The 15,768-nt window shown below is 62.9% G+C and carries 13 protein-coding genes; 6 read left to right on the forward strand and 7 right to left on the reverse strand.

Annotation, left to right across the window (positions count from 1 at the left end; all coding sequences use genetic code 11):
- The first annotated feature begins 12 nt into the window (after positions 1-12).
- From HNQ60_RS12620 to HNQ60_RS12635, 4 genes are all read left to right on the forward strand, one after another.
- Positions 13-537: a thermonuclease family protein gene (locus HNQ60_RS12620; RefSeq protein WP_184332289.1), complete on the forward strand. Its 525-nt coding sequence runs from the start codon at positions 13-15 to the stop codon at positions 535-537.
- Positions 534-1,097, forward strand: a complete 564-nt coding sequence (locus HNQ60_RS12625) for a tetratricopeptide repeat protein (protein WP_184332291.1) — start codon at positions 534-536, stop codon at positions 1,095-1,097. Before HNQ60_RS12620 ends, HNQ60_RS12625 begins: the two co-directional genes overlap by 4 nt.
- Positions 1,098-1,225: 128 nt before the next feature.
- Positions 1,226-2,737 (forward strand): spinster family MFS transporter, encoded by a 1,512-nt coding sequence (locus HNQ60_RS12630; RefSeq protein ID WP_221304173.1) that lies wholly within the window; start codon positions 1,226-1,228, stop codon positions 2,735-2,737.
- Positions 2,738-2,754: 17 nt separating this feature from the next.
- Complete coding sequence (locus HNQ60_RS12635) at positions 2,755-4,107, forward strand: cytochrome P450 (protein ID WP_184332295.1); 1,353 nt, start codon at positions 2,755-2,757, stop codon at positions 4,105-4,107.
- Here HNQ60_RS12635 and HNQ60_RS12640 read toward each other — a convergent pair.
- The 6 genes from HNQ60_RS12640 to HNQ60_RS12665 are packed head-to-tail and all read right to left on the reverse strand — an operon-like array spanning position 4,104 to position 10,897.
- Entirely contained in the window at positions 4,104-5,726 is a 1,623-nt protein-coding gene (locus tag HNQ60_RS12640; RefSeq protein WP_184332297.1) for a phytoene desaturase family protein, read from the reverse strand. The two genes, HNQ60_RS12635 and HNQ60_RS12640, sit on opposite strands and share 4 nt — an antisense overlap.
- Entirely contained in the window at positions 5,713-6,873 is a 1,161-nt protein-coding gene (locus HNQ60_RS12645; protein WP_184332299.1) for an aromatic ring-hydroxylating oxygenase subunit alpha, read from the reverse strand. Before HNQ60_RS12645 ends, HNQ60_RS12640 begins: the two co-directional genes overlap by 14 nt.
- A 48-nt stretch (positions 6,874-6,921) precedes the next feature.
- Positions 6,922-7,746, reverse strand: coding sequence for a 5'-3' exonuclease (locus HNQ60_RS12650; protein ID WP_184332301.1), 825 nt, complete (start codon positions 7,744-7,746; stop codon positions 6,922-6,924).
- A 10-nt stretch (positions 7,747-7,756) separates the two neighbouring features.
- A complete protein-coding gene (locus HNQ60_RS12655) occupies positions 7,757-9,196 on the reverse strand; it encodes a M20/M25/M40 family metallo-hydrolase (protein ID WP_184332303.1) in 1,440 nt (479 codons plus the stop codon).
- A gap of 41 nt (positions 9,197-9,237) precedes the next feature.
- Positions 9,238-10,554, reverse strand: a complete 1,317-nt coding sequence (locus tag HNQ60_RS12660) for a cytochrome P450 (protein ID WP_184332305.1) — start codon at positions 10,552-10,554, stop codon at positions 9,238-9,240.
- A gap of 22 nt (positions 10,555-10,576) precedes the next feature.
- Entirely contained in the window at positions 10,577-10,897 is a 321-nt protein-coding gene (locus tag HNQ60_RS12665; RefSeq protein ID WP_184332307.1) for a 2Fe-2S iron-sulfur cluster-binding protein, read from the reverse strand.
- 208 nt (positions 10,898-11,105) lie between these two features.
- Between HNQ60_RS12665 and HNQ60_RS12670 the strand changes: the two genes are divergently transcribed.
- Together HNQ60_RS12670 and HNQ60_RS12675 are read left to right on the forward strand one after the other, a co-directional pair.
- Complete coding sequence (locus tag HNQ60_RS12670; RefSeq protein WP_184332309.1) at positions 11,106-12,590, forward strand: FAD-binding oxidoreductase; 1,485 nt, start codon at positions 11,106-11,108, stop codon at positions 12,588-12,590.
- Positions 12,591-12,843: 253 nt separating this feature from the next.
- On the forward strand, positions 12,844-14,478 hold the full coding sequence (locus tag HNQ60_RS12675; RefSeq protein WP_184332311.1) for a PAS domain-containing sensor histidine kinase: 1,635 nt from the start codon (positions 12,844-12,846) through the stop codon (positions 14,476-14,478).
- Here HNQ60_RS12675 and HNQ60_RS12680 read toward each other — a convergent pair.
- Positions 14,465-15,736 carry an acetylxylan esterase gene (locus tag HNQ60_RS12680; protein ID WP_184332313.1) on the reverse strand — a complete coding sequence of 424 codons (1,272 nt, stop codon included), beginning with the start codon at positions 15,734-15,736 and terminating at the stop codon, positions 14,465-14,467. The genes HNQ60_RS12675 and HNQ60_RS12680 overlap by 14 nt on opposite strands.
- Positions 15,737-15,768 lie beyond the last annotated feature (32 nt).

Here is a 15,768-nt window from a genome sequence, read left to right on the forward strand (position 1 = left end):
GCATGATGGGTCATGCCGTCGATCGCCTTCCGCCGAACCCTCCTTGTCCTGGCCCTCTGCTTCAGTGCAGCGACGACCCTCCCGGTCCACGCAAAGCAGCCGCCACGCCCCGGCGATGAGGGTGTGTTCTACGGGCCGCTGATTTCAGTCGCGGACGGCGATTCATTCCGGGCCCGGATCCAGGGCGTCGGGATGGAGTTCCGGCTCTATGCCATCGATGCGCCTGAGCGCGATCAGGCCTACGCGAAGCAATCCAGGGAGGCGCTGCAATCGCTGCTCGGCAAGCACGAGCTGGTGATGGTGTTCATCGACATGGACCGCTACGGCCGCGTCATCGCCGACGTCTGGGCGAACGGAGTCCATGTGAATCGCGAGCTCGTTGCGCGCGGAGCAGCGCACTTCTATCCCGAGTACGCACGCGACAACACATTGTATGAAGTCGAGCAGGAAGCCCGCGACGCCAAGCGTGGTTTGTGGAGCCTTCCGCTCGCACAGCGCGAACCACCGTGGGTCTGGCGGGAAAGGAAGCGGAAATGACCCGCCCGCAACGAAATCTCCTGCTGATCCTGAGTCCACCCGCAGTGCTGTGGCTGGTGTTGCGCTCCATGCCGTGGGCCGTCGGGCGCTGGATAGGTGTCGCGTTCCTCGTCGTTGCGCTGGTGCTGATGTTCTTCGCGCGCGATTTCCTCATCGGACGCTATCGCATGAGGAAACGGAACTGGGAGCGCGCGATCGAGAGTTTCCAGCGCTTCGAGCGGCGACTCGAGTCGCCGACGTGGGCCACGCTGCTGCTGCCTTTCTACCTGAGCCTCTACTCATTCGACGGCATCGCTGTCGCCCGCAACAACGTCGCCGTCTCGCTCATGAACCTGCGGCGGCTGGAAGAAGCGGAAGGGTGGCTGCGATCCGCGTTGCGTCGCGATCCGCTGTACGCGCTCGCCTATGTGAATCTCGGGACGATCGCGGCATTGCGCAACGACGAACCCGGGGCGCGTCGCGAACTCAAGCGGGCAGTGGACCTCGGGTTCAGCGCTGCCGATGCCCAGCTGCTGATGCGCAAGGCGCTGGCCGAGGCGAACCAGGCCCCGGACAAGTAACCCGAGAAACGGCTCGAACAGATTTCTTCACCCTTCCGGCATGCAGATGCAGCCGGATGAGTTGTCCACGGTCGGGACAATTCCTCTATGCTCACGCCATTAGAACAACTTCATGTCAGGGGTCGACTTTGGCTACTACGACTGCTGCCTCGCCCATCGGCTCCGCGACCGAGGCTGTGAGCTACGGCACGCCGGCTTACCGGTTCTACGTGCTGTTCATGCTGACGCTGGTCTACACGCTCAATTTCATCGACCGGAATCTCGTGAACGTGATCGCGCAGCCGATCATCACCGAGTTCCATCTCTCCGACAGCCAGTACGGATTCCTGAACGGCCCGCCCTTCGCGATCTTCTATGCGGTGATGGGCATCCCCATCGCCATGGCGGCCGACCGGTACAACCGCGTCGTCATCATCGCGATCTGCATCTCGATCTGGTCCGTCATGACCGCGCTGTGCGGCTTCGCGACATCGTTCCTGTTCCTGCTCATGGCACGCATCGGCGTTGCAATCGGTGAGGCGGGCAGCACGCCGCCGTCGAACTCGATCCTGGCTGACTACTACAAGCCGCGCAACCGTGCGGCTGCACTCGCAGTCTTCGCGATGGGTGTGACGATCGGCTCGGCGCTCGCCAACTATTTCGGCGGACCGATTGCGCGCAACCTGAACGGGCCGGCATTGCAGAAGTTGTTCGAGGCGTGGGACTGGAGTTGGGCGCTCGGCGTCACTGACTGGTCGCAGGTCGCCGGCTGGCGCGCTGCTTTCGTCGTCATCGGTGCACCCGGCATCATCATCGGACTCATCACGCTGTTCACGGTGAAGGAGCCACCGCGCGGCTATTCGGATCCTCCAGGCACCGCGCCGCAGAAGCGGGCGGGCATGCTCGAAACACTGAAGGATCTCGCGGGCAAGCCCACGTTCTGGACGATGGCTCTCGGCGCGGCGACGGTCGGTCTCGTCGGATACGGGCTCGTCGGCTTTCAAGCGCCGATGGCTCAGCGCATTCACGGTGTCGATCCGGGCACGTTCGCGCTTCAGTTCGGCGGGCCGCTCGCGCTCGCGGCTGCCTTCGGTACTTTCATGGGCGGCATGATCGTCGACCGTGTGTCGCATAAATACCAGGCCGCCGTCGCTGTCGTGCCCGCGATTGGAATGATCGTCGCGATTCCTCTCTACTTCTACGCGTTCACGCGGCCGACGGAAGATCTTTACTCAGTCGCGCGTCCCGTGTGGTGTATCGCGATCCTCGCGCACTACATGTATCTCGGTTCGCAATACACGATCGGCCAGGGCGTAGTGCACCAGCGCTCACGCGCGTCGGCGATTGCGATCCTGCTGCTGCTCATCGCGCTGATCGGCAACGGCCTCGGACCGCAGATCGTCGGCTGGATGAGCGACATGTTCATGAGCATGGAGCTCGGCAAGGCCAGCTTCGGCGGCGTGCTGTCGACCGAGTTGTGCCGCAATGCCGCCGAAGTCGCGAAGCTGCCCCTGGAGCAGCAGGCTGTTTGCAAGGCGGCATACGGCGAAGGTCTGCGCACATCCATGATGGCCACCGTGCTGTTCCTGATCCCGGCAGCGGTGTTCTTCTATCTCTCGTCGCTGACGTTGAAGAAGGACATGGTCGCGAAGCACGTCTGAGGAGGAAGGGAGGAACGATGGCGAACGTGGAAGCGCTGGCTCAGTCCGGTGCATCGTCGAAGACGATTCCGGTTCAACAGAACTGGTCGCTGATCCGTCATGCGCTGGCGCTGCGTTATAACCTGCTGCCGCACGTCATCGAGCTCGAGAAGCGCTACGGCCGCGTCTGGTACACGCCAATGGGGCCGGCGGGAATGATCAGCCTGCTCGGGCCGGATGCGCTCGAGCTCGTCCTCAAGAATCGCGACGGCGCGTTTTCCAGTGCAAAGGGATGGGAGTTCTTCATCGGTCGCGTGTTTCCCGGCGCGATCATGGCGATGGATGGCGATCAGCATCGCTATCAGCGCCGCATCATGCAGGTTGCGTTCCGCCGCTCCGCGCTGCATGCGTACCTGCAACAGATGGCACCCGCCATCGATACCGGCATCGATGCCTGGCTCCCGCCGAACACTGAAGCGACACGACGTTTCTTCCCGCTGATCAAACAGCTGACGCTCGATCTTGCAGCTTCAGTGTTCATGGGCGTCGAATTGGGCGCGGATGCGACGCGGCTCAATCGCGCTTTCGTCGACACTGTCGCGGCTTCGATGGCGATCGTGCGCAAGCCGATCCCTGGTCTCGGTATGTGGCGCGGTGTGCGCGGCCGTCAGGTGCTGGTCGAACGCTTCCGTTCACTGATACCGGAGAAGCGCGCCCGGCACACCAGCGATTTCTTCAGCGAGTTCTGTCACGCCGAGAGCGAGCAGGGCGAGAAGTTCACGGACCAGGAAATCATCGATCACATGATCTTCCTGATGATGGCGGCGCACGACACGACGACCAGCACTCTGACGACGATGATGTATCTGCTGGCGCGTCATCCGCAGTGGCAGCATCGCCTGCGCGAGAGCGCGAAAGCGCTTGGCAAGGAGCATCTCGACTACGACGATCTCGACAAAGTCGATGAGCTCGGCTGGGTCATGCGCGAGGCGCTCAGGATGTATCCGCCGCTCACATCGATGCCGCGCGGTGTCGTTGCGGACGTGGAATTCCAGGGCTTCCGCATTCCCGCGGGCTCGATGGTCGGCATCTATCCGATCCACACGCACTACATGCCGGAGCTGTGGACCGATCCCTATCGGTTCGACCCGGAGCGCTTCAGTCCTTCGCGTCAGGAAGATCGTCGCCACTCATTTGCGTGGACGCCCTTCGGCGGTGGCGCGCACATGTGCATCGGTCAGCATTTCGCGACGCTGCAAGTGAAGGCGATCATGCATCGGCTCCTGCTCCGCTATCGCTGGAGTACGGCCGAAGGCTACGAGATGCCGTACCAGATGGTGCCGATCGCGAAGCCGCGAGATGGGCTGCCTCTGCGGTTCGGGCGTCTTTAACCGGCCCGCTGCAACCGCCGCTTGCTGAAGTCCGCGATCACCTCGCGAGCTGCATTGTGTCCCGGCGCGCCGGTCACTCCGCCTCCTGGGTGCGTTCCTGATCCGCACATGTACAAGCCGGGCAACGGGCCGCGATAGTTGCCGTGCCCGAGCGTCGGGCGTGCCGAGAACATTTGATCGAGGCTCAGCGCGCCGTGGAAGATATCGCCGCCGATGAGTCCGAACGTTCGTTCGAGATCGAGCGGGCTGTTGATCTGGCGACCCAGGACCGAGGCCTTGAAGTTCGGTGCGTGCGCGTTGACGGTGTCGATCATGAGGTCCGCGACGGTTTCGCGATGCGTGTCCCACGACTCGCCATTCGGCAACTGCGGCGCGACGTGCTGGCAGAAGAGGCTGGCGACGTGCTGGCCTTGCGGCGCAAGGCTGTCGTCGAGCGTCGAAGGAATGAGCACCTCGACGATAGGCTGCTTCGACCAGCCATGTGAGCGTGCATCGAAGTACGCGCGTTCCATATAAGCAAGGCTCGGAGCGATGATGATGCCCGCGGTGTGATGCGGCGCTCGCACTTTGCCAGGCAAGCAAGTGAAGTCAGGCAGTTCGGAGAGAGCGACATTCATCCGGAACGTTCCCGAACCGCAGCGGTAGCGCTCGATCTTGTCGCGGAACGGAGCGGGCAATACGGCCGGATCGATCAGCCGCTCATACAGCAGTTTGGGATTGAGATTCGAGACGACGGCGGAAGCATGGAAGGTTTCGCCCGATTCAGTGACGGCGCCGATCGCACGGCCTTCCTTCACGAGGATTTCCTTGACGCCTGAGCTGACGTGGATGTCGACGCCACGCGATGCGGCGCACTTTGCCATCGCCTGAGTGATGGCGCCCATGCCGCCGATCGCATGGCCCCACGCGCCCTTCTTGCCGTTCACTTCACCGAACACGTGATGCAGCAGAACGTACGCAGAGCCGGGCGAGTAGGGGCTCGCGTAGTTGCCGACGATGCCATCGAAACCGTACAGCGCCTTGATCGGGTCGCTCTCGAACCAGCGGTCGAGATAGTCGCCTGCTGAAGCCGAAAGCAGAGTGAGCAATTCCTGCCGCATCGACAGATCGAGCTTCTTCAGCCTCGCAGCGACATGTCCCGCGTGCATGATCTCCGGCAGCGCGGCGCCCCACGATCCAGACGTCACATTCGGCGGCGTCTCCAGAACCAGATCGCGCAGCACGTCAGCGATGACATCGAGATTCTCGCCGTAGGCATCCAGCTTCTGGGCATCGCGCCGCGAGAACTTCGCGACTTCGTCGAAGGTCCTGCCGCCACCGCTGCACAGGTAGCGACCGTCTTCGGTCGGCAGGAAGTTCGAGATTTCCCGTTCGACGACCTTCAGCCCGTGCTTGTGCAGTTCGAGATCGCGGATGACCTTCGGATTGAGCAGCGACACCGTGTAGGACGCCACGGAGTTGCGGAAGCCGGGATGGAATTCCTCCGTAACCGCTGCGCCGCCGACGACATGGCGCCGTTCGAGCACAGTGACTTTGAGACCTTTCGCCGCGAGGTAGGCGGAGCAGACCAGGCCATTGTGGCCGCCGCCGACGATCAGGACATCGCTAGATTGCGCCATGAGGCTTCCGGGGGTGACGACTTTCGGGAATGATGCTGTGCATGCGCCGCGTGAAGCTGCGCAGACACACTTCGGATTCGCTCAACGGCCCGACGGTGTAGCTGCTCGACGCCATGCCTGCCTGCACGCGTTCGATCAGCGCTTTGTCCTCGACGTTGACCTGGCGATTGATGCGCCAGTTGAGGTAGCGCGCCGCCCGCATTTCGCGGCGACTGTCGGGATGCACATACGCGATCTCGCGGATCATCGTCTCGGTCGGTGAGACGGGCAGGAACTGCATGAAGTCGATCTGATCGGGATAGATGTCGAAGGCGACATTCGGCCAGAGCTTGAAGTAAGTCCACAGCCGCTGGCGTTCGGGCGGCAGGAAATCCACATTCGGCAGCAACTTCTGATAACGCCGCTCCGACCAGTTGCGCGAAGGTTCATCGCGCAGCACGCCCCACATCTTGTCCGCCCAGTCCTGTGCTTCGATGCCGTAGCTCTTTCCGAACAGTCGCGTGAGCCCCGGGTGCGCGACGTTGATGTGCATCGCGTCCGAATAATTGTCCGCGACGTTCTTCCAGTTCACCGAGCGGGGACGCAGCGTCACGCGGCCTTGCGGGATCAGTTCCTCCATCCGGTAAGCGGCCATTTCATCGGCGTAGGGACCGAACTGCTCGCGCACGCCGGGCAGCCCGGGCTCGAAACGGATGAAGATGAAGCCGAGGAAAATGTCCTGTTCGAGCTGGACGAGGCCGTGTCTGTCCTGCTCGAAATCCCGGAAGGTATTGCGATGAGGGACAGCGACCAGGTGCCCATCGAGCGCGTATGTCCATGCGTGATAGGGACAGGTGATCCGGCCGGCGCAGTGACCCTTCGGTCCATCCAGCAACCGGGCGGCACGGTGCCGGCAAACGTTATGGAAACTGCGGATGCGATCGCCTTCGCCACGCACGACCACGACGGATTCGCCGAGCAGGTCGAGGCAGTGGTAGTCGCCGATTCGCGGGATGTCGCTGGTGTGGCAGACCAGCTGCCAGCTGGTGCGGAAGATCGTTCGCTTCTCCAGTTCGAAGAAGTCGCGATCCGAGTAGATCCATCCGGGCAGGCCGACGGCGGTGTCGTCCTGCGCGAACGAATGCGATGGCTGGGCGGCGGCGTTCATGGCGAGCCTCCTCCGGGCGGCGGGTCGCCCCGACGATAGCGCATCGGCTCAGCCCGGTGCGAGTTTCAGGCAGCGGGCCAGCAGGCGGGGATTGTCGAATTCGACTGTCAGAGCGCGGAACGCGTCGGTTGGGCCACGCCACCGCAGTTCCTCGACGTCAGCAAAAAGCGGGGCATCCGTCCGCAGGGTCGCAAGCTTCTTGAAGAGCAGGGCCTGTTCCTGGTTGTCGCCGAGCACGTTTGGAGGAAAGCTTTCAATCGGGCCGTACTTGCTGATCATCCGCGCCGCCCCGACCTTGCCGATGCCCTCGATGCCGGGATAGCCGTCCGCGGTGTCGCCGACGAGCCCGAGGAAGTCCGGGATCAGCCGCGGTTCGACGCCGAACTTCTTGACGACCCCGTCGGCGTTGCGGATCTCCTTCGCACGCCGGTCGACCTGCACGATGCGATCGCCATCGACGCACTGGGCGAGATCCTTGTCGGTCGTCCAGATGCTGATCTTTTCGACTCGCTTGTCTTTGCCCGCGAGATGCGCGGCTGACGCGAGCGCATCGTCCGCTTCGAGGTCCGTCATGGGCCACACCACGACGCCCATCGCAGCGATTGCGCGTTCGAGCGGATGAAACTGGGCGAGCAGGGCAGGCTCGATGCCTTCGCCCGTCTTGTAGCCCGGCCACATCGAGTTCCGGAACGATTCGATCACGTGGTCGGTCGCGACACCGATGTGCGTCGCGCCGCCTTCGATCATCTCGAGCAGCGTGTTGAGCACGCCGACGGTCGCGCCGAACGGGGCATCCTTGCCTTTGTTGAACCGTCGCAGTCCGTAGAAGTGCCGGAACAGCTCGTACGTGCCGTCGACGAGATGGACGATCATGGTTGGCTGGTCACTTCCCGCCCGCGTACATCTTCGTCAACCGGTGCAGGAACTCGCGTCCCTCGAGCAGCGACTGCTTGCGCATGCGCTCGTTCAGACCGTGGGCATTCGTCGTCGCGCCGTCGGAGAAGATGCCGGAGACGCCGTAGGTCGGAATGCCGATCGGTGTGAGGAAGCGGCCATCGGTCGCGCCCGATGCCTGCGCGGGAACGACCGGAACGCCAGGGAACATCTCAGCCGTGAGCTTCTCTATCGGCGCCATGATTTCCTTCGTCAGGGTCGGCGGCGGTCCGGCCTTCTCCGGTTCTGCCTGGAACTTCACTTTCACGCCCGGATCGTCGATCACCTTGATGAGTGCCTGGCGAATTTCTTCGGCCGGATGGCCGGGGAAGATGCGGCAATTCACGTTCGCGGTGACGTGCTGCGGCAACGCGTTGGGCGCGTGGCCGCCATCGATCATCGTGGCGACGCACGTGGTGTGCAGCATGCTGTTGATACTGGGGTCCTGCTTCAACCGGCCGATCGCTGCGGCATCGCCGTTCGCTGCTGCTTTCATGTCCGCGCCGCGCTCGCCGCCGACGATGGCGCCGAATTTCTGGAAGTAACCGCGCGTGGCGTCGTTGAACTCGATCGGGAATTCATGCGCCTGCACTTTCTCCATCGCCCGCATCATCTGGTAGATCGCGTTGTCCGATGTCGGACGCGAAGAGTGGCCGCCGGCGTTCACGGTCTCGATCGTGTAGTCCTGATAGAGCTTCTCGCCCGCCTGGATGCCGTTGTACAGGTAAGCGCCCGTCTTGCGGTCGAGACGGCCGCCGCCACCTTCGTTGAGAGCGAACGCAGCGTCGATCAGGTCGCGATGCTTTTCGACGAGATAGCTCACGCCGTTGAACGTGTTCGGGGATTCCTCGCCGCACGTCAACGCGAGCTTGATCGTGCGCTTGGGCTTGTAGCCTTCCTGTTTGAAACGAACCATCGAGTCGGTGAAGATCGCGGCCATCGCCTTGTCGTCAGAGGCGCCGCGTGCGTAAAAATAGCCGCCTTCCTCCGTCAGCTTGAACGGATCGCGTTCCCAGTCTTCCCGGTTCGCTTCGACGACGTCGATGTGCGCGAGGAGCATGATCGCCTTCAGGCTCGGGTCGCTGCCCGGCAGCACGGCGATCAGGTTGCCGTCCTTTGGACGATCGGGCGGGACAATGACGTGCAGATCGCCCGCCGGAAAGCCGGCCCGCACCAGATGTGCCTTCATTGCCTCGGAGGCCTGCGTGCACGAGCCGACGGACAGCGTCGTGTTGATCTCCACCAGTTCCTTGTAGAGATCGAGGAATGCAGGCTCGCCTTCGCGCGCCTGCTTGGACGCGCCCGACAGCTTGCTTCCAGTGATGTTCGCGGCGTGGCTCATGCCGGCCATCACGCACAGGCCGGCGAGTAGGGTGGTACGCAGGAGCATGGATCACCTGATGGGAGGAGGTGATCCGGAGGATAGACGGATCAGTGCTTCTTCGGAATCCTCACCGGCAGCGTCCGGTAGCCGCGCACGAACGTCGAATACACCCGCTCAGGTTCACCCGTAACCTCGATCACGGGGAAACGCTTCATGATCTCTTCCCAGATGATCTGCAGCTGCAGTTCGGCCAGTCGATTGCCGACGCAGCGATGGATGCCGTAGCCGAAGGAAATGTGCTGGCGCGGGCGGGCGCGGTCGATCAGATAACTCTCGGGATGCTCGATCATCGAGGCATCGCGATTGCCCGAGATGTACCACATGATCACTTTGTCGCCCTTGCGGATCGTCTTGCCGCCGAACTCGACGTCTTCAACCGCTGTGCGACGCATGTGCGCCAGCGGGGTCTGCCAGCGAATCGTCTCCGACACCATGCTCGGAATGAGATCCGGGCGTTCGCGCAGCTTGGCGTACTGGTCGGGATTCTGATTCAGCGCCAGCACGCTGCCGGTGATGGTGTTGCGCGTCGTGTCATTGCCGCCGACGATCAGCAGGATCACGTTGCCCTGGAATTCGAACGGCGGCATGTTTCGCGTCTCGGGTCCGTGCGCGAGCATCGATACGAGATCGTTGCCCGGCTCCCGCGCGCGTTCATGCCAGAGCGCCTGGAACGTCGTGAAGCATTCACCCATTTCCTCGACCCACTGTTCGGGTGTGTCGATCACGCCGCCGCCGGGTACCGCGGTTGCGACGTCCGACCAGCGTGTCAGCTTGCGCCGATGTTCCTGCGGAAACTCGAACAGCGTCGCAAGCGTCATCGCCGTCAGTTCCATCGAAACCTTGTCGACCCAGTCGAACTCCACGCCGATCGGCAGGCTGTCGAGGATCGCTGCCGCGCGAGTGCGGATCAGCGGCTCGAGTATCTTCAGATTGCCGGGCGCAACGATCGGCTGGACCGTCTTGCGCTGCACGTCGTGCTTCGGCGGATCCATCGCGATGAACATCGGCAGCGGCGCGCGATCCTGGCCGTTGCCGAACAGCGTGATCCCGCCCAGCGACGCTTCGGACGAGAACTGCTTGTGGTTCGTGTCGACCGCCATGATGTCGCTGTAGCGGGTGATCGACCAGTACGTGCCGTACATCGGGCTGTCGAAGCGATGCACCGGATCCTCGTTGCGCAGGCGCTCGAAGTACGGGCCGATGACGTCGTTGTGGAACAGCTTTGGATTCGCGACATCGATGTCCTCGATGCGCTTCGAATACGCGTCCGCGCGCGCTTCCTCGATGGTGCGCGGCGCTTCGGGGAATTGGCTCAGGTTATAGGAAACCGGAGGACCGGCTTTCGATGCCAGCGTCTCAGTCATTGGAACCCCCTTGAAGAAAGCTTCAGTGCTGCGCTTCGGGCAGATGAACGATCAGGCCGTCCAGTTCCTTGCGCATCCTAATCTGGCACGACAGGCGCGAGTCCTCCGCAACTTCCGCACTGAACTGCAGCATGTCGGCCTCCTCGGGCGAGATCGGACCGACGGCGGCGCGCCATTGCGGATCAACGTGCACGTGGCACGTTCCGCACGCCAGACATCCACCGCAATCCCCGTCGATGCCGGGAATTTCGTTGTTGATGGCGCCCTGCATGACGGTCGATCCGTCGTCGAGCTCGACCGTGTGCCTGTTGCCGTCGTGAGTGATGTACGTGACGCGTCCCATTCGATCGATCCGTTCTTTACTGACAGCAATGAAAGTAACGAATGCACCGCGCGATGACAAGCCAACGGAAGGAGTAAGTTCGGTCGCATTGTCGGACAGTTGTGCGATGCAGGCCTGTCTTTCCTCAGGGCCGCTCGCTGACTTTAGGCGCATCCGCGATCCGCCTCGGCTCCCTATGGTGGATTTCCATCCAATATTCGGAGTCATCATGAAGAGACGCGCCTTCCTGCAGGCATCGGCCGGTGTCGCTGCGCTTTGGCCGATGAAGATGGTGATGGCCGATGCGACGGGTGCTTCGCTGCCGGACATCATCGGTACGACGCTGATCGATGGGCAGGTGACACTGCGAAGTGCGGCGATCCGCGATCTGGCAAGCAGCCTGCGCGGCGCCGTTCTGGTGTCGGGCCACGCGGGATACGATCAGGCCAGGCAAGTGTGGAACGGCATGTTCGATCGCCATCCCGCTCTGATCGTGCAATGCGCATCCACATCCGACGTGATGCGGGCAGTGTCCTTCGCGCGCGAACACGAATTGCTCACCGCGATTCGCTGTGGCGGGCACAGCCTGTCCGGCAAATCCACTTGCGACGGGGGCATCGTCATCGACCTGTCTTCCATGCAATCGGTGCGCGTGGATCCGAACGCGCTCACTGCGCGGGTCGAAGGCGGCACGTTGCTGCGACACCTCGATCGCGAAACGCGTGCGTTCGGTCTCGTAACGACTGCGGGCACCGTCTCTCACACCGGCGTGGGCGGGCTCACGCTCGGCGGAGGTTTTGGGCGCGTAGCGAGGCGTTTCGGGCTGGCTTGCGACAACGTGCGTGCCGTCGATGTCGTCACGGCCGACGGCAAGTTGGTGACTGCGGACGCTGTCCAGAATCCCGACCTCCTCTGGGCGGTGCGCGGTGGCGGCGGAAACTTCGGCGTCGTCACATCGTTCGAATTCCAGTTGCACCCGATGGATGCGACGGTTCTCGGCGGCAGGATCGCGTGGCCTTATGCGCAGATCCGCGACGTGCTGGAGTTCTATGCGGAGTTCAGCGCACGTGCGCCCGATGAACTCAATTGCGATCCCGCGATCCTGCCTGGCGGCCCTGACGGCAAAGGAATGGTGGTCGTCGAGACCTGCTGGTCGGCCGACAAGAATGCCGGCGAGCGCGTGCTGCAGCCGTTGCGTGCGCTGGGCAAGCCGTTGTTCGATCAGATCGGTGCGAAGTCGTACGTGGCGCTGCAATCCCAGTCGGACGAGGCCAACGCGTTCGGGCGTCGCTTCTACGGCAAGTCGGGATTCCTCGGCGAACTGCGGCAGGCGGATATCGACACATTGATCGAGGTTTCCGCCTCGACGGTCCCGGCCGGCGTAGCTCTTGTCATGCAGCAGGGTGGGGGCGCCATTGGTCGCGCCCCGATCGATTCGGCAGCATTCGCGAATCGCAACGCCCGGTACTGGACCATGGTGGCGAAGGGCTGGACGGACCCATCAGAGGATGCCCGGCACATTGGCAATGTTCGTATGGCGTGGAAGCAAGTCGAGCCGCGGACCGACGGCTTCTACGTGAACGCGATGGCGGACGACGAGTTCAAGCGCGTCGCCGGCAACTACGGCAGCAACTATCCCCGGCTTGCGAAGATCAAGCGCCGTTACGATCCCGGGAATCTGTTCCGCTTGAACGCGAACATCCTCCCCGCGTGAGTTGCGGCTGCAGGAGGCGCTACAATGGCGCGGGTTTCTGACTATGCTGGAACCCGCTGGCACCATCATGCGTTGACGGGCTTGCGGGTTTCCATGCCTGGGGTGAGCCTGGGGGTGAAGATTTAGCAGGGCACCGGTCGGCGCATCAAGCGTCGACCGGCACGTATGAGAACGCAGCCTGTCGCTCTAACGCAGAATGTCCGAAAGGGATTCAACAGAGGATGATTCGCCGGATCACGGCGATGTTGCCCGATTGCGTGAGCAACTGGACGCGCAGGCGCGAAAGATCGATGAGCTTTCGCGACAGCTGAGCGAGCTGGACGAGTCCTTCGAACGGCGTCTCGATGAACGAACCGAAGCGATGCGTGGCAACGAGCTCCAGTTCCAGCAGCTCGTCGCCGGCGTGGCGGACTACGCCATCTACATGCTCGACCGCAATGGCTACGTCGCGAGCTGGAATCCAGGGGCCGAGCGCATCAAGGGTTATACGGCGGCCGAGATCATCGGCCAGCACTTTTCCGCGTTCTACACGGATGATGATCGCGAGATCAACAAGCCGCAGAAGGCACTGGCGATAGCGGCGAGCGAAGGCAAGTACGAAGCGGAAGCCTGGCGCGTCCGCAAGGACGGCACGCGCTTCTGGGCGAGCGTACTGATCGATGCCATCCGCAACAAAGCGGGCGACATCGTGGGTTTCGCGAAAGTCACGCGCGACATGACCGAGAAGCGCGCAATGCAGGAGCAGCTGCATCAGTCGCAGAAAATGGAAGCGATCGGTCAGCTGACCGGCGGCGTCGCCCACGACTTCAATAATCTCCTGACCGTCATTCTGGGAAATCTCGACACGATTTCGCGGCGAATGTCGGGCACGGATCAGCGCCTGCTGCGTGCGGTCGACCATGCGATGCAGGGTGCGGAGCGAGCTGCGACGCTGACCCGGCAACTGCTCGCATTCGCGCGGCGCCAGCCGCTCAATCCCAAGCCGACCGACCTCAACCGCTTGGTCATCAGCATGGGCGATCTTCTGCATCGCATGTTGCGCGAAGACATCGTCGTCGACAGGCAGCTGGACAAGGACTTGTGGTTCGTCGAAGTCGACACGCACCAGCTCGAGAGCGCGCTGCTGAACCTGGCGGTGAACGCGCGCGACGCCATGATTCAGGGCGGCAAGCTGACGATCGAGACGACGAACCTGCATCTCGCCGAGCGGCGTGGGGAGATCCCCGCGGGTGACTACGTGCTGATCTGTGTCACGGACACGGGCTGCGGCATGACGAGCGAAGTGATGGAGCGCGCATTCGACCCCTTCTTCACGACCAAGCCTATCGGCGAGGGCACCGGTCTCGGGCTCAGCCAGGTTTTTGGTTTCATGAGGCAGTCGGGCGGCCACGTGCGTCTCCATAGCGAAGCAGGACAGGGGACGACGGTCCGGCTGTATCTGCCGCGGCTGATGGGAGGCGCGCCTGTCGTGGATCCGCAGCCGGCGAACGTCGCCGTACCTGCACAGGCCAACGAGACAGTGCTTGTGGTGGAAGACGACGACGATGTGCGCACCTACAGCGCCGACACATTGCGTGAGCTTGGCTACAGGGTGCTCGAAGCACACGACGGTACCTCCGCGCTCAAGGTGCTCGAGCACCATCCGGAGATCCGCCTGCTGTTTACCGACGTCGGGTTGCCGGGGATCAACGGTCGCGAGCTCGTCAATGCGGCCAGGCGCAAGCGACCGGATCTGCGCGTGCTCTTCGCGAGCGGCTACGAACGCAGCACCCTGATGCACGACGGGCGGCTCGACCCCGGCGTCGAGCTGCTCACGAAGCCTTTCTCCCGTTCCCAGCTCGCGAGCCGGATCCGCGCCGTGCTCGATGCGCCGGTCATTCCGGTTTGAGCCGCAACTCCTGCACGCCACCGCCGTTCAGCAGAATCTTCAGCCACTCGCCGGATCGCTTCGTGTAAGGCGCCTGCTGTTCCGCCGTCGCCTCGTGATTGTGCGGCGAATCCGCCAGCGGAATGACTTCCTTGTAGCCGCGAATCCGGTTGAAGGCGGCGTAGATGCCGACCGGCGGCGAAACCGTGTCGAGAAATCCCATCGAGACCAGCGTCGGTGCGCGAATCCGTGCGGCGCAGTTCACCGTGTCGAAGTACAACGCCGTCTGATACATCCGCGGTGAAGTCGCGTTCCAGAACGGATAACCCGAGGCGCGGCCATGGAGCGGGCCATTCGAGTCGGCGCCCGACGGCACGTGCACGATCAGCGCTGTGACCTTCGGATTCAAAGCAGTCGCGCAGAGTCCCTGCTGGCCTCCCATGCTCGTGCCCATCACTACGAGCGTCTTTCCGTCCCAGTCCGGGCGGCTCGCGAGATACTCGATCGCGCGATAGTCGGCGAGATACATCTGCAGGAAATAATTCCGGTCGCGATCGTCGCGGCCGATGTTGCTGTACTCCTTCAGTTCCTTCGGCAGGGCGTCGTAGTACGACTGCGGCTGATCGGGCAGCACATCGTGCGGTTCGATGTTCACGGTCAGCCATCCTTGGGCCGCGCGATCCGTCACCCACGACTGCTGCAGCGGGTAGGGCGGGCTCGCCCATTGAAACAGCACGAGCCCGGGGAATTTGCCCTTGCGCGCAGGCTTCGCGACCTGCCCGTGAATGTGCCGGCCCTCGATGTGATCCATTCGCAGCAGCGCGTACTCGACGCCGGACTTGTCGCTCTCCTTCGGGGTCAGCACCGGGTTCGCGGGTGTTTTTTTCAGCAGCCGGAGCTTGCGTGCCCAGAACCTGTCGAAGTCACGCGGTTCGGGAACAGAGGGTTTCAGCAGCTGCGGTGCGATCGCGGCTCCGAGTGCGATGTCCTTTGTCGCGGGATCATCGTCCTCGATCCGGACATACAGCATTGCCGGTTCGTCGAGCGTCGCTTCGATGCGGGCGGGCTGGCGCGGATCGAGAGTGCCGCTGCCGATGACCGTGAGATTGTTCTTGAGAAGGGTGTAGCGGTATGCGGTTGCCACCGAATCCGCCTCGATGTCCCATCCGGCCTTCTCGCCGAGCGAGTAGATGCCGCTGGGTTTGAAGGGCTTGGCGGCGAGATCGGCGGCTGCCGCGAAGGGGATCAGCAGGCAGGCGAAGGCGATTCGTTCGATCATGGCCCAGCCTGATGCCCGGCGGTTGCAGCCGT

Source organism: Povalibacter uvarum (assembly GCF_014202975.1).
In the GTDB taxonomy this organism is placed as follows: Bacteria; Pseudomonadota; Gammaproteobacteria; order Steroidobacterales; family Steroidobacteraceae; genus Steroidobacter; species Steroidobacter uvarum.

What these genes read in the sequence shown, in the direction of transcription:
- HNQ60_RS12620 (WP_184332289.1), top strand. Translation starts at nt 13, where the DNA reads ATGCCGTCGATCGCCTTCCGCCGAACCCTCCTTGTCCTGGCCCTCTGC.
- HNQ60_RS12625 (WP_184332291.1), top strand. Translation starts at nt 534, where the DNA reads ATGACCCGCCCGCAACGAAATCTCCTGCTGATCCTGAGTCCACCCGCA.
- HNQ60_RS12635 (WP_184332295.1), top strand. Translation starts at nt 2,755, where the DNA reads ATGGCGAACGTGGAAGCGCTGGCTCAGTCCGGTGCATCGTCGAAGACG.
- HNQ60_RS12640 (WP_184332297.1), bottom strand. Translation starts at nt 5,726, where the DNA reads ATGGCGCAATCTAGCGATGTCCTGATCGTCGGCGGCGGCCACAATGGC.
- HNQ60_RS12645 (WP_184332299.1), bottom strand. Translation starts at nt 6,873, where the DNA reads ATGAACGCCGCCGCCCAGCCATCGCATTCGTTCGCGCAGGACGACACC.
- HNQ60_RS12650 (WP_184332301.1), bottom strand. Translation starts at nt 7,746, where the DNA reads ATGATCGTCCATCTCGTCGACGGCACGTACGAGCTGTTCCGGCACTTC.
- HNQ60_RS12655 (WP_184332303.1), bottom strand. Translation starts at nt 9,196, where the DNA reads ATGCTCCTGCGTACCACCCTACTCGCCGGCCTGTGCGTGATGGCCGGC.
- HNQ60_RS12660 (WP_184332305.1), bottom strand. Translation starts at nt 10,554, where the DNA reads ATGACTGAGACGCTGGCATCGAAAGCCGGTCCTCCGGTTTCCTATAAC.
- HNQ60_RS12665 (WP_184332307.1), bottom strand. Translation starts at nt 10,897, where the DNA reads ATGGGACGCGTCACGTACATCACTCACGACGGCAACAGGCACACGGTC.
- HNQ60_RS12670 (WP_184332309.1), top strand. Translation starts at nt 11,106, where the DNA reads ATGAAGAGACGCGCCTTCCTGCAGGCATCGGCCGGTGTCGCTGCGCTT.
- HNQ60_RS12680 (WP_184332313.1), bottom strand. Translation starts at nt 15,736, where the DNA reads ATGATCGAACGAATCGCCTTCGCCTGCCTGCTGATCCCCTTCGCGGCA.